The 18,913-nt window shown below is 40.2% G+C and carries 17 protein-coding genes; 12 read left to right on the forward strand and 5 right to left on the reverse strand.

Annotated elements, in window-relative coordinates; all coding sequences use genetic code 11:
• Positions 1-8 precede the first annotated feature (8 nt).
• The 7 genes from IL355_RS06275 (at position 9) to IL355_RS06305 (ending at position 8,306) form a co-directional block, all read left to right on the forward strand.
• Positions 9-1,001, forward strand: a complete 993-nt coding sequence (locus IL355_RS06275; RefSeq protein ID WP_187459391.1) for a DNA-directed RNA polymerase subunit alpha — start codon at positions 9-11, stop codon at positions 999-1,001.
• A gap of 61 nt (positions 1,002-1,062) precedes the next feature.
• Positions 1,063-1,602 (forward strand): 50S ribosomal protein L17, encoded by a 540-nt coding sequence (rplQ, locus tag IL355_RS06280; RefSeq protein ID WP_192461277.1) that lies wholly within the window; start codon positions 1,063-1,065, stop codon positions 1,600-1,602.
• Between the two features lie 96 nt (positions 1,603-1,698).
• Positions 1,699-2,820 carry a glutamine-hydrolyzing carbamoyl-phosphate synthase small subunit gene (gene carA / locus IL355_RS06285; protein WP_192461278.1) on the forward strand — a complete coding sequence of 374 codons (1,122 nt, stop codon included), beginning with the start codon at positions 1,699-1,701 and terminating at the stop codon, positions 2,818-2,820.
• Positions 2,821-2,937: 117 nt separating this feature from the next.
• On the forward strand, positions 2,938-4,230 hold the full coding sequence (gene eno, locus IL355_RS06290) for a phosphopyruvate hydratase (RefSeq protein ID WP_192461279.1): 1,293 nt from the start codon (positions 2,938-2,940) through the stop codon (positions 4,228-4,230).
• A gap of 126 nt (positions 4,231-4,356) precedes the next feature.
• Positions 4,357-5,892, forward strand: a complete 1,536-nt coding sequence (locus tag IL355_RS06295) for a glycogen synthase (RefSeq protein WP_192461280.1) — start codon at positions 4,357-4,359, stop codon at positions 5,890-5,892.
• A gap of 119 nt (positions 5,893-6,011) precedes the next feature.
• Positions 6,012-7,298 (forward strand): citrate synthase, encoded by a 1,287-nt coding sequence (locus tag IL355_RS06300; protein WP_187459396.1) that lies wholly within the window; start codon positions 6,012-6,014, stop codon positions 7,296-7,298.
• A 96-nt stretch (positions 7,299-7,394) separates the two neighbouring features.
• Positions 7,395-8,306 carry a dimethylarginine dimethylaminohydrolase family protein gene (locus IL355_RS06305; RefSeq protein WP_192461359.1) on the forward strand — a complete coding sequence of 304 codons (912 nt, stop codon included), beginning with the start codon at positions 7,395-7,397 and terminating at the stop codon, positions 8,304-8,306.
• On the opposite strand, the gene IL355_RS06310 is transcribed toward IL355_RS06305, so the two are convergent.
• Positions 8,303-8,707 carry an ACT domain-containing protein gene (locus IL355_RS06310; RefSeq protein WP_192461281.1) on the reverse strand — a complete coding sequence of 135 codons (405 nt, stop codon included), beginning with the start codon at positions 8,705-8,707 and terminating at the stop codon, positions 8,303-8,305. The two genes, IL355_RS06305 and IL355_RS06310, sit on opposite strands and share 4 nt — an antisense overlap.
• Before the next feature lie 108 nt (positions 8,708-8,815).
• On the opposite strand from IL355_RS06310, the gene ctlX reads away from it, so the two are divergent.
• A complete protein-coding gene (gene ctlX / locus IL355_RS06315; protein WP_192461282.1) occupies positions 8,816-9,745 on the forward strand; it encodes a citrulline utilization hydrolase CtlX in 930 nt (309 codons plus the stop codon).
• Here ctlX and IL355_RS06320 read toward each other — a convergent pair whose 3' ends face one another.
• Positions 9,746-10,207, reverse strand: a complete 462-nt coding sequence (locus IL355_RS06320; RefSeq protein ID WP_192461283.1) for an Lrp/AsnC family transcriptional regulator — start codon at positions 10,205-10,207, stop codon at positions 9,746-9,748.
• Between the two features lie 158 nt (positions 10,208-10,365).
• Here IL355_RS06320 and metE point away from each other — a divergent pair, with 158 nt between their 5' ends.
• The 4 genes from metE to IL355_RS06340 all read left to right on the forward strand — a co-directional run bounded on the left by metE (position 10,366) and on the right by IL355_RS06340 (position 16,068).
• Entirely contained in the window at positions 10,366-12,669 is a 2,304-nt protein-coding gene (metE, locus tag IL355_RS06325; protein WP_192461284.1) for a 5-methyltetrahydropteroyltriglutamate--homocysteine S-methyltransferase, read from the forward strand.
• 122 nt (positions 12,670-12,791) lie between these two features.
• Positions 12,792-13,403 (forward strand): hypothetical protein, encoded by a 612-nt coding sequence (locus IL355_RS06330; protein ID WP_192461285.1) that lies wholly within the window; start codon positions 12,792-12,794, stop codon positions 13,401-13,403.
• Positions 13,404-13,409: 6 nt separating this feature from the next.
• Positions 13,410-13,916, forward strand: coding sequence for a (2Fe-2S)-binding protein (locus IL355_RS06335; RefSeq protein ID WP_192461286.1), 507 nt, complete (start codon positions 13,410-13,412; stop codon positions 13,914-13,916).
• Positions 13,903-16,068 (forward strand): xanthine dehydrogenase family protein molybdopterin-binding subunit, encoded by a 2,166-nt coding sequence (locus IL355_RS06340; protein ID WP_192461287.1) that lies wholly within the window; start codon positions 13,903-13,905, stop codon positions 16,066-16,068. Before IL355_RS06335 ends, IL355_RS06340 begins: the two co-directional genes overlap by 14 nt.
• Positions 16,069-16,070: 2 nt before the next feature.
• On the opposite strand, the gene IL355_RS06345 is transcribed toward IL355_RS06340, so the two are convergent.
• From IL355_RS06345 to IL355_RS06355, 3 genes are all read right to left on the reverse strand, one after another.
• Positions 16,071-17,066: a phosphotriesterase family protein gene (locus IL355_RS06345; protein ID WP_192461288.1), complete on the reverse strand. Its 996-nt coding sequence runs from the start codon at positions 17,064-17,066 to the stop codon at positions 16,071-16,073.
• A gap of 4 nt (positions 17,067-17,070) precedes the next feature.
• The gene (locus IL355_RS06350) at positions 17,071-17,859 is read right to left on the reverse strand and encodes a DUF3050 domain-containing protein (RefSeq protein ID WP_192461289.1); all 789 of its coding nucleotides are present in this window, start codon (positions 17,857-17,859) and stop codon (positions 17,071-17,073) included.
• A gap of 550 nt (positions 17,860-18,409) precedes the next feature.
• Complete coding sequence (locus tag IL355_RS06355) at positions 18,410-18,898, reverse strand: MarR family winged helix-turn-helix transcriptional regulator (protein ID WP_192461290.1); 489 nt, start codon at positions 18,896-18,898, stop codon at positions 18,410-18,412.
• Between the last annotated feature and the right edge of the window lie 15 nt (positions 18,899-18,913).

The following is an 18,913-nucleotide window of genomic DNA, read 5'->3' on the forward strand; positions in this document are numbered from 1 at the left end:
TAATTCATATGGCATTATTTAATTTTCAGAAACCCGATAAAGTAATAATGATCGATTCCTCGGATTTCGAAGGTAAGTTCGAATTCCGTCCTTTGGAACCTGGTTATGGATTAACTGTTGGGAACGCACTAAGAAGAGTATTGCTTTCTTCTTTGGAAGGACACGCGATTACTTCCGTTAGAATTGACGGGGTGGAGCATGAGTTTTCCGTTATTTCGGGGGTTGTTGAAGATGTAACCGAAATTATATTGAACCTTAAGCAGGTTCGTTTTAAGAAACAAATAGATGATTCCGAGGCTGAAGTAGTTTCTATATCCGTTAGTGGTAAAGAGCAATTGACTGCCGGTGATTTTCAAAAATTCATTTCTGGATACCAAGTTTTGAACCCGGATTTGGTTATTTGTAACATGGATTCCAAGGTGAGCATTAATATGGAAATTGTCATAGACAAAGGTCGTGGTTATGTTCCTGCTGAGGAAAACAAGAAATCGAACGCTGCTTTAGGAAGCATTGCTATAGATTCTATCTTTACTCCTATCAAAAACGTAAAGTACAGTATTGAAAACTTTCGTGTGGAGCAAAAGACCGATTATGAAAAATTGGTTTTTGAGATAGTTACAGATGGATCTATTCACCCTAAAGATGCCCTTACAGAAGGAGCTAAAGTATTAATACACCACTTTATGTTGTTCTCTGATGAGAGAATTACACTTGAAGCTGATGAAATAGCGCAAACGGAGACTTATGACGAGGAGTCCTTGCATATGCGTCAGTTGTTAAAGACTAAATTGGTAGATATGGACCTTTCCGTTCGTGCCCTTAATTGTTTAAAGGCTGCGGAAGTTGATACCTTAGGTGATTTGGTTTCTTTCAATAAGAATGATTTAATGAAGTTTAGAAACTTTGGTAAAAAGTCTCTAACGGAGTTGGAAGAATTGGTCATCAACAAAGGTCTTAGCTTTGGAATGGACCTTTCAAAATATAAATTAGATAAAGATTAATCGATATTTCTTACAGGATAGGGATACACCCTCAGTTGGAGAAATACAATAGACAAGAAAAATGAGACACGGTAAAAAGGTCAATCATTTAGGAAGAAAAACAGCGCATAGAAAAGCGATGTTGGCTAATATGGCTTCTTCCTTGATCGAGCACAAGAGAATCAACACTACGGTGGCAAAAGCAAAGGCGCTGAAACAATTCGTAGAGCCTTTGATAACAAAAGCCAAAGCGGAGAACAACATCACTGCTGAAAAGGGTACACACAACCGTCGTATTGCTTTTAAGAGCTTGCGTAACAAATACGCGGTAACGGAGTTGTTCAGTAACGTAGCGGAGAAAGTGGGCGATCGTCCAGGAGGTTACACCCGTATCATAAAATTGGGTACACGTCTTGGTGATAACGCTGATATGGCAATGATCGAGTTGGTTGATTTCAACGAACTTTATAATGCTGGTAAGCCTAAAAAGAAATCTACGAGAAGAAGTAGAAGAGGTGGCAAAAAACAGGAAGATGAAAATGTAGTAGCTCCTGCTGCCCCTGCAGAAAAGGCGGAAGCCCAGACAGACGTTGAAAATGTTACAGACGATTCAGAAGAATAAAATGAATAGTGTCACATAACACATTGAAAAGGATAAACTTAATAGTTTATCCTTTTTTTATGTTTAATTTTGAAAACTTTGAAATAGGAAAATTATATGAAGTATCAATCTAAGAGAAAAGCACTTTTGTTGTTGGCCGATGGTACCATTTTTTATGGTAAATCTGTCGGGGATGTTGAGGGAACTGCCTTTGGCGAGGTATGTTTTAATACGGGAATGACAGGTTACCAAGAAATATTTACAGACCCTTCCTATTTTGGGCAGCTAATGGTAACCACCAATGCCCATATTGGTAATTATGGAACGGTAGCAGAGGAAGTAGAATCGGATACGGTTAAAATTTCCGGTTTGATCTGTAGAAATTTCAGCTACGAATATTCAAGGCCTAGAGCAGACAAAAGTTTAAAGGACTTTTTAAGTGAAAACAATCTTTTTGCCATTTCTGATGTAGATACCCGTGCTTTGGTAAGCTACATTCGTGATAACGGGGCAATGAATGCAGTAATATCCACTGATGTTCAGAATATAGAAGGCCTTAAAAAGCAATTGGCAGAGGTGCCTACTATGGTAGGTTTGGAATTGGCCTCTAAGGTTTCAACCAAGGAACCTTACTTTGTGGGTGAAGAGACAGCTACTTATAAAATCGCCGCTTTGGATATAGGTATAAAAAAGAATATTCTTAGAAATTTGGCTAAGAGGGATGCCTACATAAAGGTTTTTCCTTACAACACTTCCTTTGAAGAAATGAATGCTTGGGGACCAGATGCCTTTTTCGTTTCAAACGGACCTGGGGATCCAGAACCCCTTACGGATGCCATAGCAGCTGCCAAGAAAATGATCGAAAGTGATAAACCAGTTTTTGGAATTTGTTTAGGTCATCAGGTAATCGCTTTGGCAAAGGGGATATCTACCTATAAAATGCATAATGGACATAGAGGGATTAATCATCCAATATTGAATTTGGTTACGGGTAAGGGAGAAATAACTTCCCAAAACCACGGTTTTGCCATTAATAGGGAAGAAACCGAGGCCAATGCAGATGTTGAGATTACCCACGTACATTTAAATGACGATACGGTGGCAGGGATAAAGTTGAAAAACAAGGATGTATTCTGTGTTCAGTACCATCCGGAGGCTAGCCCTGGTCCACACGATGCGGATTATCTTTTTGATCAATTTTTCGATTTGATCAAAAACAAGACAGTTCAAACGGCATAGGTTAAATCATTGTTATTTCCCCTTAAATATAAATGCTTGGATAGAGGCCTAACATTGGGGGTTTTGTATATTTGTTAACCTTGAAAAACAATACTTTTTCCAACTAAAAATAATTATATGAGTATTATATTAAGCGTACACGCAAGACAGATTTTAGATTCAAGAGGTAATCCTACTGTTGAAGTAGATGTGATCACGGAAAATGGTGTAATGGGAAGAGCTGCGGTGCCTTCCGGTGCTTCCACCGGAGAGCATGAAGCAGTTGAATTGCGTGATGGCGGAGACACTTTTATGGGTAAAGGTGTTGGTAAGGCAGTAGAGAATGTAAATACATTGATTTCCGAAGAGATTTTGGGAATGTCCGTTTTCGAACAAAACCTAATCGATCAGGTAATGTTGGATTTAGACGGTACTCCAAACAAATCAAAACTTGGGGCTAATGCTATTTTAGGTGTTTCCTTAGCGGTTGCTAAGGCTGCTGCCAATGAATTGGGAATGCCTTTATATAGATATGTGGGCGGTGTAAGTGCCAACACGCTTCCAGTTCCTATGATGAATATTATTAATGGAGGTTCCCACTCAGATGCCCCTATTGCTTTTCAGGAATTTATGGTAATGCCGGTAAAGGCAAAGAATTTTACCCATGCTATGCAAATGGGAACAGAAATTTTCCATAACCTTAAAAAGGTTTTGCATGATAGAGGTTTAAGTACGGCTGTGGGCGATGAAGGTGGTTTTGCACCTAATTTGGCGGGTGGTACGGAAGATGCGTTGGATACAATCGCAAAAGCTGTTGATAAAGCAGGATATAAATTAGGTGATGAAGTAATGATTGCCTTGGATTGTGCTTCCGCAGAGTTTTATGTGGATGGAAAGTACGACTATACCAAATTTGAAGGTGACAAAGGAAGTGTAAGAACTTCTGAGCAACAAGCAGAATATCTTGCTGAACTTTGTGCCAAATACCCAATCATCTCTATAGAGGATGGTATGGATGAAAACGATTGGGACGGTTGGAAAACCTTGACTGAAAAAGTAGGTGACAAAGTTCAATTGGTTGGTGATGATTTGTTCGTAACAAATGTTGAGCGTCTTTCAAGAGGTATTGATCAAGGTATTGCCAATTCCATTTTGATCAAAGTAAACCAAATAGGTACCCTAACGGAAACAATTGCAGCTGTAAACATGGCGAAGAACGCCGGATACACCTCTGTAATGAGCCACCGTTCCGGTGAGACTGAGGATAATACCATTGCAGACTTGGCCGTTGCCCTTAATACGGGTCAAATTAAAACTGGTTCAGCTTCCAGATCTGATCGTATGGCAAAATACAACCAACTTTTGCGTATAGAAGAAGAGTTGGGAGATACGGCATATTATCCACAAGAAAAAGCGTTTAAGGTTAATTGATTATTAACACATTCGAAAAAAATCAGGCCTTTCTTTTCATTTATTCTTGAAGAGAAAGGCTTTTTTTTGGATGATACTCAAAGTTTACTTACCTTTTTGCTTTAATGAATAACCTTCTTCCTCTCAATGAATAATTTTCTTTTTGTAGCTGCCGAGAATGATGCCATTCCTGATTGTAAAGCAGGTGGCATGGGCGATGTGGTTAGAGATGTTCCTAGGGAAATCGCTAAACGCGGAGATAAAGTACATGTGGTGGTTCCTTCTTATTCAAGGATTCATAAGAACGGAGCTTTTAGAACCAATCTTAATTTTAGGCTGAGAGGTACGGATTATTCTGCGGAACTATATTCGGTGCCTCCCAAGAAGGATGTAGAAAACATCATTCATTACGCCATACATCACCCTGAAATTACGGAAGGTGGAATTGCCCATATTTACCATGATGATCCAACGGAACCATTTTTTAATGATTTTATAAAGTTCATTATTTTTAATACTGCGGTGGCCGAAGCAATAAAGATGGGTGCTTTTGGAGATTTGGATATCGTGCACATGCATGATTGGCATTCAAGTGCCATGCTTTTTTTAAAGACCTATCATCCGGAGTATCACGTACTCAAAAAAATGAGGTACGTCTACAGTATTCATAATTTGGCTATTCAGGGCATAAGACCCTTTTATGATAATTACGCCTCTGTTCATAATTGGTTTCCTGAAATTGAATTGGACCATAATGCCTTGAAAGACCCTCGCTACCAAGATTGTATCAATCTTATGGCCGTGGGTATACGTTTGGCAGATTCCGTTCATACGGTATCTAAGGCATACAAAGAAGATGTGTTGCTACCAAGTGCAAGACCTGAGTTTGTAGGTGGTGAAAGTTTGGAAGGAGACCTTAGGAATGCCGAAAACGAGGGCAGGCTCTACGGAATTCTTAACGCATCCAATTATTCAAACGTTAGACAAGCCGAGAAGGGGCTTCTTTACAGAAATACGGTAAAAGCCTTGTTTCGATGGCTTCAAGACGAATCCAAAAAATACAAAGCGGATTTTCTGGCCCACACAGGGGAGAAAATTATGGAGTTCGTAACAAACAGACCTAAATTTATTATGTCCAGTGTTGCGAGGTTAACCGAGCAAAAATTCTACTTTTTGATGCGTTCCCCAGAATCTTTTGAAAAGATATTGGACAGGCTAAAGGAGGTAGATGGAATTTTTATGCTCTTAGGTACCGGTGACCCTGATTATGAACAGTTGTTTAGGGATATGAGTTATAAACACAAGAACTTCATTTTTACCAACGGTCAATCAGAAGATTTGATTGATTCCATGTATTTGGAGACGGATCTGTATTTTATGCCTAGCTTGTTTGAACCATGCGGTATTAGTCAAATGTTGGCTATGCGTAACGGTAACCCATGTTTGGTACACCATACCGGTGGTCTAAAGGATACCGTGCAGCACATGAAAACCGGTTTTGCTTTTGATGGTAAAACATTCAATGGTAAGTTGGAAGATATGGTCAATAAATTTGATGAAGCGCTACACGTTTGGGAACACGATAAGGACACTTGGAAAAAAATCAAGGCGAATGCCAAAAAAATGAGATTCACTTGGGAAAAATCCTTGGATGAGTATTACAGTAAATTATATCTGTTGTAATATCTACAAATTACATTTAAAAAGTGTTGTTAATAAAGGGTGAAACCCTTAGCTATTATTGTTAGGATTACCCTTTTTTCTTAAATTTACCGTTCACTTAAAACTAGTAAATACTACAAATGTCAGATAAAGCTACTTTAGAGTACAAAGGTCAGAAATATGAATTTCCGGTAATTACAGGTTCAGAGAATGAGTCTGCCATCGATATAAAAACATTACGCTCCGTTACTGGTGGTATGATAACTATTGATCCTGGTTATAAAAACACAGGTTCATGTTCTAGTGCCATTACTTTTTTGGACGGAGAAAAAGGAATCTTAAGGTACCGTGGCTACTCTATAGAAGAGCTGGCGGAAAAGGCCGATTTTCTTGAAGTGGCTTACCTTCTTATTTTTGGCGAATTGCCAAACAAAGAGCAATTAGAAAAATTTCATAAGGACATTAAGGAGGAATCCCATGTAGACGAGGAAATGAAGAAAATTTTGGATAGTTTTCCAAAATCGGCTCACCCAATGGGCGTTTTATCTTCCCTTACCAGTGCCCTAATTGCCTTTAACCCTTCTACCGTAGATGTATCTTCCGAAAAGGACATGTATGAGGCTATTGTAAGAATTCTGGCGAAATTTCCGGTACTAGTAGCTTGGACCCTAAGAAAGAAAAAAGGGTTGCCTCTTGATTACGGTGATGATACGTTAGGTTATGTAGAGAACATTCACAAGATGATGTTCAAAAAACCGAACCAAGAGTACAAAAGGAATAAAATCGTCATTGATGCACTTGATAAGTTGCTTATTCTTCACGCTGATCACGAGCAGAATTGTTCTACGTCTACGGTGAGGATAGTCGGTTCTTCCCATGCTGGTTTGTTCGCATCCCTATCTGCGGGTATTTCTGCCCTTTGGGGGCCACTGCATGGTGGTGCTAACCAAGCCGTTCTTGAAATGTTACAAGCAATTGAGGAAGATGGCGGGGATACCAAAAAATACATGGCAAAGGCAAAGGATAAGGAAGACCCTTTCCGTTTAATGGGCTTTGGACATAGGGTTTACAAAAACTTTGACCCAAGAGCCAAGATCATTAAAAAGGCCGCTGATGAAGTTTTGGCAGATTTAGGAATCGAAGACCCTATTTTGGATATAGCCAAAGGATTGGAGAAAGAAGCTTTGGAAGACCAATATTTTGTGGATAGAAAACTATATCCTAACGTGGATTTTTACTCTGGTATAATTTATAGGGCATTAGGTATACCTACCGAAATGTTCACTGTTATGTTCGCCCTAGGTCGCTTGCCAGGTTGGATTGCCCAATGGAGGGAAATGAGACTTCGCGGCGAACCAATAGGAAGACCAAGACAAGTATATATTGGAGAGACGCTTCGTTCTTTTGTAGAGGTTGATAAACGATAAGTATTTCCTTTAAAAATAGTAATGCTCTTTCGCCTTGGTGAAAGAGCATTTTTTTTACGCCAAATGCTACCTTTGCGGTACTATAAAGTTTCAATGATGCTAAAGCTTAATGTAAAGGATGAGATTTCACGCTTAAGGTCCGTGGTATTGGGAACGGCCCAGAGTTGTGGGCCAGTGCCCAGTCCGGAGGAGGCTTATGACCCTAAATCCCTGGAGCATATTTTGGCAGGTACCTATCCGAAAGAAAGTGATATGGTAGTAGAGATGGAAGCGTTTGCCAAGGTTTTTTATAAGTATGGTGTTAAAGTTTACAGGCCGGAGGTCATAGAAAACTGTAATCAAATTTTTTCTAGGGACATTGCTTTTGTAATAGAAGATAAGCTTATCATAGCAAATATCCTTCCTGATAGGGAGCAAGAGGTAAACGCTATATTGCACGTATTGGAAGAGGTGGATAAACAAAATATTATAAGGCCTCCAGAAAAAGTACATGTAGAAGGCGGGGATGTAATGCCCTGGAACGACCATATATTCATTGGTACGTATACGGCAGCCGATTATCCATCGCATATTACGGCTAGGACCAATAAAGCGGCCGTTGAATTTATTTCAGAGCTTTTTCCAGAAAAAACAATTAAACCTTTCGAATTACGCAAGTCTAAAAATGCCAAGGAAAACGCCTTGCACCTAGACTGTTGTTTTCAACCTTTGGGCAAGGGAAAGGCAATCTTGCATAAAAATGGATTTTTAGTTGAAGAAGAATATGGGTGGCTGGTAGATTTCTTTGGGAAGGAGAACATTTTTGAAATCAGCGCGGAGGAGATGTACCATATGTTCAGCAATGTTTTTTCCATTTCCCCAGATGTCGTGGTTTCCGAGAAGAATTTTACGAGGCTAAATAATTGGCTGAGGGAAAAAGGGTTTACCGTGGAGGAAATTCCCTATGCGGAAATCGCCAAGCAAGAGGGCTTGCTAAGATGTAGTACGTTGCCCTTGGTTAGGGACTAGCTTTTAGTTGTTTTAGGGATTTTTTGTAGTATTTCAATAGCTTTGTTGCCGTCCTCAATAGCTACAAAAATATGATCGTGATAATACCCCGCTACCGCATTACAGCCAATATGGTTTTTTGCTAATTCTGAAGAGAAAACTGCGGTTAAGCCAACTGCTTCAAGCGAAGAGTGTACTTTGAGGGTAATCCAGGCGGCTACGAAATCATAAGAAAACTGAAATTCATCTGCCTTGCTTCGGTTCAAGATATAGGTGCTTCCTTCCGCTTCCTTAAAAAAACAGATACAATGGGCCAAGGCCATAGGGTTTGGTTCTGTAAGATTGATGAAAACATATTCACCTTTGTTTAGAATGGGGTTTAACGATGAAAGTAATGTGCTTAAATTGGTTTCTCCTGACATAAAAATAGATGGTGGAATGTTCAGATTAAACTACGAATAAGTTTTGTTTTTTTAAGTCGATTCTGCAGCTTAAAAAAATTACATTTGCACCCAAATAAGTAAGATTTTATGCAAGTTACCAATTCTATTTTAATGGTGCGACCCGTTGATTTTCGTATGAACGAACAAACTGCGGTCAACAACTATTTTCAGGAAGGATTAGATTTAGAGAATGCAAAAATCAATATAAAGGCGCAACAGGAATTTTATGCCTTTGTTTCTGTATTAAAAGAAAAGGGTGTCAACGTTATTGTTGTTGATGATACCTTGGAACCTAGCACACCCGACTCTATTTTTCCAAATAATTGGATTTCCTTTCATGCCAATGGTACCGTTGCCCTGTATCCTATGTTTGCTGAAAATAGGAGGAGTGAAAGACGGGAAGATATTCTTGATTTACTGGAAGAACAAGGTTTTCGCATAGATAATATTATTGATTATACTTCTGCAGAAGATGACGGTGTTTTTCTCGAGTCGACCGGTAGTATGATTCTTGATCGTGCGAATAAAAAAGCCTATTGTGCCTTATCCGAAAGGGCAGACGAAGAACTTTTTATTGAGTTCTGCGAAGATTTTGAGTTTACGCCCGTAGTTTTTACAGCTAATCAATCGGTAGATGGTAAACGAATGCCAATTTATCATACCAATGTGATGATGTGTTTGGCGGATGATTTTTCCGTCATTTGTTTGGATGCTATAGATGATAAAAAGGAAAAGAAAAATGTGGTACAGCATTTAAAAGATGATGGTAAAGAGGTCATCTCTATATCCGAAGCACAAATGCATCAATTCGCTGGAAACATGCTTCAGGTACAGGGAAGTAATGAGGAGCGTTTTTTGGTAATGAGTTCGGCGGCTTACCATAGTCTTACCAAAGATCAGGTAGCCAAAATAGAAAAACACTGTCCAATTATTCACAGTTCCCTAGAAACCATTGAAACCTGTGGCGGTGGAAGTGCCCGCTGTATGATGGCCGAGGTTTTCTTGCCTAAACAATAATTATATAGGAATTCTGTAGGTGTGCTTGATAACTCCCATGACAAAAGTGCTATGTACGCTCCCAATATTCTTAATAGACCCTAAATCATTGATTACAAAAGATTGATAGTGTTTCATATCACGCACGAAAATTTTCAGTAAAAAATCATAATCCCCAGAAACGTTATAGCACTCCGTTACCTCTTTTAACGAAGTGATATCCTCTACAAATTGATTCCCTATTTTTTTGGTATGTTGTTTTAAAGTTACATGGCAAAATACGATGAACGACTTGCCTACTTTCTCTGCGTTTACTAGGGCTACATATTTTTCAATAACACCTTCCCTTTCCAATCTTTTGATACGTTCATAGACCGGTGTCGTCGATAGATTTACCTGCTGAGCAATTTCTTTGGTGGTCAATTTACCATCGGTTTGTAGCAAATTCAATAGCTGTAAGTCTATTTCGTCCAAGGTAAGCATAGAAAATTTATCTTTTTATGAAGCTTTCGGTCTAGTGTTTTAGATAAAATTTACTGCAAAATTATAGATAATAGTTTTGTTTTCTGAGTTTATGTGTAATTAAAGTTTAAAAAACTTCAATATGTAATTTTGGCAGATACTTTAAAAATCGTCAACTTATGAAATCTATAGTATTGGGCTACCCTAGAATTGGGAAAAAAAGAGAATTGAAAAAAGCTACCGAAGCATATTGGAAAAAGAACATCACTGAAAATCAGCTACAGGAAACGGCTAAAGAAATCAAGAAAGCAAATTGGCTTGAACAGCAGCATGCTGGTATCGATTTGATTTCTTCCAATGATTTTTCCCTTTATGACCAAATGCTTGATATGTGTATCACATTGGGAAGCATCCCCAAAAGATTTCAAGATTTAATAGGGCTCAAACAATATTTTGCCATGGCCAGGGGCTTGCAAACGGATAAAGTCGATGTCACGGCCATGGAAATGACCAAATGGTTTGATACCAATTATCACTATATCGTGCCTGAGTTTACCACAGGTCAAGCTTTTTCATTAAATCCTGAAAAAATAATCAAAGAAATTCGAGAGGCAAAATCCTTGGGTATAGAAACCAAACCGGTAATTATAGGACCTATTACCTTTTTACTGCTAGGTAAAGAGAAAGTGGAAGGTTTTCATCGGCTTGATTTGCTCCCGTCTTTGCTTCCCATTTACAAGAAACTATTCAATCAAATTGCTGCGGAGGGAGTTGAATATGTACAAGTTGATGAACCTGTCTTTGCCCAAGATTTAGAAAATAAGGCGCAGTCAGCATTTAAAAAAGCTTATTCCTACTTCGCTAATAATAGAAATGGAATTAAACTTATTTTGGCAAATTATTTTGACTGTTATGGTGATAACTTGAATCTTGCCCTAGACTTACCGGTAGAAGTGCTCCATTTAGATTTGGTTCGCTGTAATTTGCAATTAGATGATATTTTGGCACATCCGCTATTAGATGGTCAAAAAATACTATCGCTGGGGGTGGTTGATGGTAGAAATATCTGGAAGAACGACTACGAAAAATCCCTTAGATTGATTGAAAAGGCAAAAAGAAAGGTGGGTAAGGCTAATCTATGGGTGGGTACCTCTTGCTCTCTTCTGCATAGTCCGGTTGCGCTTTCCTTGGAAAAGGCTAATGAGCAATTAGATGAGGTAAAACAATGGTTGGCTTTCTCCGAGGAAAAATTGAGTGAAGTGGTCACTCTCCAGAAACTGGCCAATGAGGATACTGATGAAAGCCTCTTAGAGGAGTTAAAAGAAAACCAACGAATACATAAATTAAGGCGTAGTTCCAAATTGATACATAATGCATCGGTAAAAGAACGCGTAAAAAATCTAACGGAACAGGACGCCCAACGATTATCTACCTTTCAAGAACGACAGATAATTCAGCGACGGGAGTTGAACCTGCCTTTGTTTCCGACCACTACCATTGGTTCTTTTCCTCAGACCCAAGAGGTTCGGGTGCAACGAAGAAAGTTTAAAAAGAATGAAATCTCATCTCAGGCATATGATGCATTTTTGATGAAGGAGACCGAAAAGGCAATTAATTTTCAAGAGGAAATAGGATTGGATGTACTGGTACATGGCGAATTTGAACGAAATGACATGGTTGAATATTTCGGGGAAAGTTTAGAAGGTTTTGCCTTTACCCAATTCGGTTGGGTACAGAGTTACGGTACCCGTTGTGTAAAACCTCCTATAATTTTTGGGGATGTGTCCAGGCCGGAGCCAATGACGGTCAAATGGTCTTCCATTGCCCAAAGTTTGAGTAAAAAATATGTAAAAGGAATGTTGACCGGTCCCGTTACCATTTTACAATGGTCGTTTGTGAGAAATGACCAACCTAGGGCGGTGACTTGTAATCAGATTGCTTTGGCTATAAGGGATGAAGTATGCGATTTGGAAAAAGCGGGCATTAAAATCATCCAAATAGATGAGCCCGCTATTCGTGAAGGCTTACCTTTGAGAAAAGATGACTGGGCCAACTACCTTCAGTGGGCAATAAAGGCGTTCCGTATTTCGGCAAGTGGGGTAGCAGATGCAACTCAAATTCATACGCATATGTGTTATTCGGAGTTTAATGATATCATTGATGATATTGCCGGTATGGATGCCGATGTGATTACCATTGAAACATCCCGTTCTAAAATGGAATTATTACAAGCGTTTGTGGATTTTAAATATCCCAATGAAATTGGGCCTGGGGTGTATGATATTCACTCTCCAAGAGTGCCCACTGTACAAGAAATGGAAAATTTACTTTTAACGGCCTCAGAGCTCTTACCAATAGAGAACCTTTGGGTAAATCCCGATTGCGGACTAAAAACACGTGATTGGCCAGAAACCAAGGCCGCCCTTGAGAACATGGTGCGTGCTGCCAAAAGCCTTCGTCAAAAGCAGCTGCTAAAAGTGTAAATAGCTACCTTGTGAGAGTCATGACGAAATAATTATTGGCTCTATGAAATTTAAATTAGGTGGATTCTCCTTAAAGAATTATCTTAAGGGTTGTCCGCCTTTTTTTGGTTTAAGATTTTGAAATGAATCGTACTGCATTTCTTTTATTCATTTTTTCCTTGGTGGCTTTTTATTTGATTGGGTCAAATAATGAAGCGTCCCTAGAAGCATACGAAGTCATTTCGGAAGAGCAAAGAGATTCCTTAACTACAGAGAGAGCTTACGAGCAGGTGATGAATGTATTGATGCATCCACGATGCATGAACTGTCACCCCACAGATGACGTTCCAAAACAGGGAATGGACAGGCATCCACATTACTTTGGGATGTCTAGGGGAAAAGAAAACAAAGGTTTTTCTGTTACCAAATGCGCTACTTGTCATCAAGAAGAAAATAATTTGAACTCAGGAGTGCCCGGTGCTCCGCATTGGTCTTTGGCTCCTTCTTCCATGGGTTGGCAGGGTCTTTCGAGGTCGGAAATCGCCCAGCGGCTATTGAATCCAGAAACCAACGGAGGAAAATCACATGAAGAGTTGGTCACCCACATGACAGAAGATGAACTGGTGCTGTGGGCTTGGAATCCCGGAGTGGATGCCAATGGTGTCCAGAGGGAAAAGCCTCCGGTATCCGAGGAAGATTTTAAAAAAGCGGTGGAAAAATGGTTTGATGAAGGGGCACCCATCCCTTCCAAATAAAAAAATATGAAAATAGCGCTTAAAGTAAATGGGGAGCAACATTCCCTAGAAATAGCCGATGAAAATACTCCGTTATTGTGGATTGTTAGGGATTTGCTGAACCTAAAAGGAACCAAATTTGGTTGTGGAAAAGCCGCTTGTGGGGCATGTACGCTCCATGTAGATGGAGAGGCCGTAAGGTCTTGTTCGTATGCCGTAAAATTTGCTGACGGAAAAAAAGTAACTACTATTGAAGGTTTGAGAAACGAGGAAGCGCCACATCCGGTGCAACAGGCTTGGTTAGAGCATGTAGTACCTCAATGCGGCTACTGTCAGCCAGGATTCATGATGGCCACTGCCGCCCTGATTTCGAAAAACCAAGAACCTACCGATGAGGATATCGATAACAATATCATCAATATATGCCGATGCGCCACCTACTATCGTATGCGCAAAGCCATTCACCGAGCTGCTGAACTGGAACGGGATCGATTGAGTCTTTCCACTAAAAACATCGAGAATGGCGAAGAATAAGATGTCTAGAAGAAAGTTTTTGGTGCGTGGCGGATTGGGAACGATTGGGGTACTTGCTGTAGGAACCTACTTATTTAGAAACCCTATAAGAAGGCAGATTGCAGGAGCTTTGAATACAGCCGATACGCCGTATATGGGCGATACGTCAACGCCAATTATCTGGTTTGAAATAACCGAAGAGAACAAGGTGATTCTCCATAGCCCGAAAGTAGAAATGGGACAGGGAACGTTTACCGGGTTGGCACAGATGGCAGCCGAAGAACTGGAAATTGATATGAGCCAAATTAAAGTGGTTCATGCACAATCTATCTCTGGGAACATGGACAGTTTTGCTACGGGGGGAAGCACCTCTATTTCGGCATTATGGGTTCCTTTGCGGGAGTTGGCAGCTACCATGCGCGAAATGTTGTTGCAAAAAGCTGCTGAGAAAATGGGGGTAGAAAAGAGTACCCTAACCATTTCAAACGGGCAAGTTTCTTCCGGCAGGACCGAGATGAGCTACGCCCAAATAGCCGAAGGTGTGGAAGCGTGGGAGGTGCCCGATACTCCAAAGTTAAAGCCTGTTTCGGAGATGAAATGGGTGGGAAAGCCGGTACCAAGGGTCGATTTGGCGGACAAAGTTTTTGGAGCACCTATTTTTGGAGTGGATGCCACATTGCCAAATATGCTGTATGGTTCCGTGGTTCGCTCTTCTAAAATTGGGGCGGTCTATAAAGGTGCCGATATTTCAAAGGCTGAAAATATGCCTGGAGTGGTCAAAATTGTTCAAGAAGATGATTTTGTGGGCGTAGTTGCCAAATCTTTTACTGAAGCTGAGAATGCCAAAAATGCTATTGAGGTAATTTGGGAGACCACCAAAAATTGGCAGACCGAAGATATACGTTCCATGCTCGAAGTGGGCCAAGGAACACCCTTTGTGATTCAAAAAGCAGGGGATGTTGATGATTTTTTCGGGGAAGGTTCATTAATAGAAGCATCGTATTGGAGCCCGATTGGGGCGCATGCGCAGATTGAACCCAATGGTGCTTTGGCCCATGTGGAGAAGGATATGGCAACCATTTATATGTCTACCCAAGTGGTAAAAATTTCTCGGGATGAGATTGCCAAGCGTCTGGGAATGGACAAGGATCAAGTGAACTTGGCGCCCACTTTTTTGGGAGGTGGATTCGGAAGGCGACTTCATACCCCAAATGGTATTCAAGCGGCGGTTTTGAGCAAAGCAGTGGGGAGGCCTGTAAAATGCTTTTTCTCAAGAAAAGAAGAATTTCAGAACGATACCTTTAGACCTCCTACGCATCATGTGCTAAAAGCCAAATTGGATAATGAGGGCAGCATTGAAGCTTTTGAACATAATGTGTCCAGTGGCGATGTTGCTTTCGGTTCGCCTATGGTTCCGGGTATTGCTGAGCCCATTTTAGGTGCCGATTTAGGTGCTTGGCGTGGCGGAATGGTGCAGTATGGAGCTATTCCTAATTATCAAGCCATTTCATGGAGGGTTCAACTACCTTTTGCCACCAGTTGGTGGCGCAGTTTGGGGTTGTTGGCCAATACCTTTGCCATTGAAAGTTTTATGGATGAACTGGCGGTCAAGGCCAGAAAAAATCCGGCGGACTTCCGTCTGACGCATACTCAAAAGGATGATAGGGGGGAGCGCTTGGCCAATGTAATCAAGAAGGTGGTGGAAGTTTCCGGCTATAAAGATGAGGTGGTAAATAATAGGGCCATGGGTTTTGCCGCTTCTACTGATGCCAACACACCATGCGCCCAAGTAGTGGAAGTTTCCATCGAGAACAATGAAATAAAGGTGCACAAAGTTACCTGTGCTATGGATCCAGGGTTGGTAGTAAATCCTGATCAAGTAAAAGCACAATGTGAGGGCGCCATTATTATGGGAATGAGCGCTTCGTTGTATGAAAAAATGGAAGTAGAAGACGGTGCATTGACACCTACTATTTATGGGCCTTATCAAATGGCCATGATGAAACATGCACCTAAGGAAATTGATATAATTCTATTACAGGGAGCGGATTCTCCCGGAGCCGTAGGGGAACCACCTTTAGGACCAATTGGAGCGGCCATCGCCAACGCGGTGTTTAGACTAACCGGGCAACGTATTAGAAGAATGCCACTGCAAGATCATTTACAAGTTTAATTCTATTTTTTGATAGAAGGCATAAATGCCTTTCTCGGGTTGTCAATGAGTAATTGGTCTATTTCGCTTTGTGTAAATCCACTGTTTTTTAGAGCGGGAATCAAGTGAAGCGGTATCGCATCAAACTGTCGGATGGCACCTCCGGCGGGAAATCCGTTTCCATCGTGGGATACCAGTACTTTGTGCAACAAATCGTGCTTCTTGAATTTTGAAAGTCTTTGAACATATCCTTCCACATTATCGGCCTTCACCCCGTCCAATGAAATCCAAGCCCCTTTTTTTGCCATTTCCAATAAAATTTTGTCATCGGTAACTTTATTGGCGTGAACCCAAATCCAAGCATTGGGTAATACTCCTTTTTCATTGAGTAGTTTAAGGGTCAAATAAGCAGCTTGAATATTTTCTCCTGTATGAATGGCCAGGGTAAGCCCTGTTTTTGAATGGGTAATAATTCCTGCTTCTACCAGTTTTTGGTCAATTTCTGAGGGTTCTCCGGAATCAAAGGCCAGTTTAATAAATCCTGGGTGGACTGAGGTTCCTTCAATACCATCAAAGAACTCATTTGTCCAGGTTTCAGCAAGCTCTGCTGGGCTAAGTTGGTAGGCGAACTTTGGAATGTACCTGTCGTTTGCACTTCCATAAAATCCCGTATTGGTAATAATATGAACTCCTGAGGCATCTGATATTTTTTCAAGCAGGTCTATCCGTCTGCCAAAATAGGCCGTAGTACAATCAAAGATAGAATGGATTCCCATTTCTTTTAATCCCTTCAAATAGGGAACTACCTGCTTCATTAATCGGCTTTCATCGTAAAAGGAGGTGGAATCTGAAGGTTTGCCGAAATTGGACATGACATGTTCATGAGTCAATGAAACCCCCAAGGATTTCGCATTTATGAACCCTTTTACGGTAGCAATGGAATCATTTTGCGCATGGGAAACACAGAAAAATAGCGTATTTAGTATCAGAAATCCTCCATACGCTATTTTACTTTTCATGTCTTTATGAATTGATAAGTTGCTTTTTATTTAACTCAATTTCGGTTGCTATTTCGTCCCAGAGATTGATTCTTACCTTTAAGGCTTTTTTGGCCGCATCCGAGGCCTCCAACCAATTGAGTTCGCTTTCACCACATAGCTCTTGAATCATTTTGAGGGATAAGGGACCATGTTCATCCCCATCTACTTCAATATGCCTTTCTAAGTAGTAGGTTAATTTAGGAAAATTAGGCTTTTGTTCCTTGGAAGACTGTTCAATTATTTCCAAAAACATATCCGGAATCAAATCCTCCCTACCAAAAGTAAAAGCGGAAGCAATTTTATGCACTTTGTTTTCTTTGATAGTTTGAAAAGTGAACAATAAAAACTCCTTTTCGGCGGGTTGCAAATCGGCCGAATTGATATCCTCCTCAATAGTATCCAGTCCCTCTAGGGAATTTACAAAGGAAAGAACCTTGCTTGTATCGGCATTAACCTCTTCCATGGCATCCAAGTACATTTCAAAGTGACTTTTGGGAGTGCCTTTTTCGTTAATGTCGGTTTCCTCTCCCCAGACAATTTCATTGATAAAACGGGCGGTGGTGGTGTTTTTTGCCGGTTTCCAAGGTACTTGTGTGCAAGTAAGATGGTTTTGAAGTGCTTTTAAAAGCGACATAAAATCCCAAACGGGATACACATGTTTTTGCATGAACAAACGCACATCGTCCATTTCGGCCAATAGGCCATATACACGGTGGTTAGTGAGTTCATCTCTTAGCGGTTGGATTTCTTTTTCAAGGGGGGGCAATTCCAATCATAAAATTCTTTTTCAAAAGTGTTCGCTTCAAAGGTACTTCAATAGTCGGTGCCATGACATTGTTTCGTTTAAAGAACGGATTTAATGGGCAAAAGTAAGCATTGTCCTTATTCTAAGCTAGCATATGAAATTTCTAAATCTATAAGGGAATAAGCAATTTTTATTGCGAATAAAATGAAGTCATTTGCCACAAGAAGCAGCGATGTGATTTTAGATAAGTTCAATCAAACTTATAAAATTAGCTCACTGACTTTCTTATATTTTTACCTCTTTTCTTTTTACGAAACTCGGTACTTTCCATATGTTTTCTAGCCCTGTAGATAGAGATGACCGCAATACACGTCCAAATGATATTGGTTACGAAAGAAGGCATGGCGTTATAATATAAGCAGTTGATGGCAATAAGAAAGCCGCCCAAAAGATTGAGGTAACTGCAAATTTAAGAAAAGTCTTTGGCCTCGTTGAGGGTGAGACCATAAGAGACCAGTACCATAATAGAACCGGACCAGCCGAAAACATCTAAGAAATATTTTAGTTCCATGGGCAATTAGTTTTTATCGTTCAGTTTTTGAACGATTCTTTCCTTAAAATCAGACGCAATCATGTGTTGTTCTACAATCCGTAATTCTTCCAAAAGTTTGGTGTTGTGGTCCATCATATCTTCTAGGGCTTCCGTAGCCGCTTCCCAGTAATGATGTAGTTGTGGTAACTTTTCAATGGCTTTTTCAGATAGGCTCAAAAGATGCTTCCTGCTGTCATTTGGATCTTGCTCCGAAATAAGATAACCGTTCTTCTTCATCTTTTTTACCAGTTTGATAACCCCAGGGTGGCTTATTTGAAGAAAATCGGCAATTTCGGTAACCGCCAATTTTCCTTTTTTTTCCAGCAAAACAAAAATCATATGCCAGTTGGGTTCAATGTCAATATTGAACTCCTGATAAAACTGCCTAGTTTGAATGACGAACAGGTCATTTAAGCGCTTGAGCCTGGCCGTTAGTCCCGGATAACCCATTTCGTATAAAAAGTCGTTACTCATACCATTTATGTTACT

The organism is Euzebyella saccharophila (genome assembly GCF_014855495.1).
Taxonomy (GTDB): domain Bacteria; phylum Bacteroidota; class Bacteroidia; order Flavobacteriales; family Flavobacteriaceae; genus Euzebyella; species Euzebyella saccharophila.

Coding starts and splice junctions, on each gene's coding strand:
- IL355_RS06275 (WP_187459391.1), top strand. CDS start 9: ATGGCATTATTTAATTTTCAGAAACCCGATAAAGTAATAATGATCGAT.
- rplQ (WP_192461277.1), top strand. CDS start 1,063: ATGAGACACGGTAAAAAGGTCAATCATTTAGGAAGAAAAACAGCGCAT.
- carA (WP_192461278.1), top strand. CDS start 1,699: ATGAAGTATCAATCTAAGAGAAAAGCACTTTTGTTGTTGGCCGATGGT.
- eno (WP_192461279.1), top strand. CDS start 2,938: ATGAGTATTATATTAAGCGTACACGCAAGACAGATTTTAGATTCAAGA.
- IL355_RS06295 (WP_192461280.1), top strand. CDS start 4,357: ATGAATAATTTTCTTTTTGTAGCTGCCGAGAATGATGCCATTCCTGAT.
- IL355_RS06300 (WP_187459396.1), top strand. CDS start 6,012: ATGTCAGATAAAGCTACTTTAGAGTACAAAGGTCAGAAATATGAATTT.
- IL355_RS06305 (WP_192461359.1), top strand. CDS start 7,395: ATGCTAAAGCTTAATGTAAAGGATGAGATTTCACGCTTAAGGTCCGTG.
- IL355_RS06310 (WP_192461281.1), bottom strand. CDS start 8,707: ATGTCAGGAGAAACCAATTTAAGCACATTACTTTCATCGTTAAACCCC.
- ctlX (WP_192461282.1), top strand. CDS start 8,816: ATGCAAGTTACCAATTCTATTTTAATGGTGCGACCCGTTGATTTTCGT.
- IL355_RS06320 (WP_192461283.1), bottom strand. CDS start 10,207: ATGCTTACCTTGGACGAAATAGACTTACAGCTATTGAATTTGCTACAA.
- metE (WP_192461284.1), top strand. CDS start 10,366: ATGAAATCTATAGTATTGGGCTACCCTAGAATTGGGAAAAAAAGAGAA.
- IL355_RS06330 (WP_192461285.1), top strand. CDS start 12,792: ATGAATCGTACTGCATTTCTTTTATTCATTTTTTCCTTGGTGGCTTTT.
- IL355_RS06335 (WP_192461286.1), top strand. CDS start 13,410: ATGAAAATAGCGCTTAAAGTAAATGGGGAGCAACATTCCCTAGAAATA.
- IL355_RS06340 (WP_192461287.1), top strand. CDS start 13,903: ATGGCGAAGAATAAGATGTCTAGAAGAAAGTTTTTGGTGCGTGGCGGA.
- IL355_RS06345 (WP_192461288.1), bottom strand. CDS start 17,066: ATGAAAAGTAAAATAGCGTATGGAGGATTTCTGATACTAAATACGCTA.
- IL355_RS06355 (WP_192461290.1), bottom strand. CDS start 18,898: ATGAGTAACGACTTTTTATACGAAATGGGTTATCCGGGACTAACGGCC.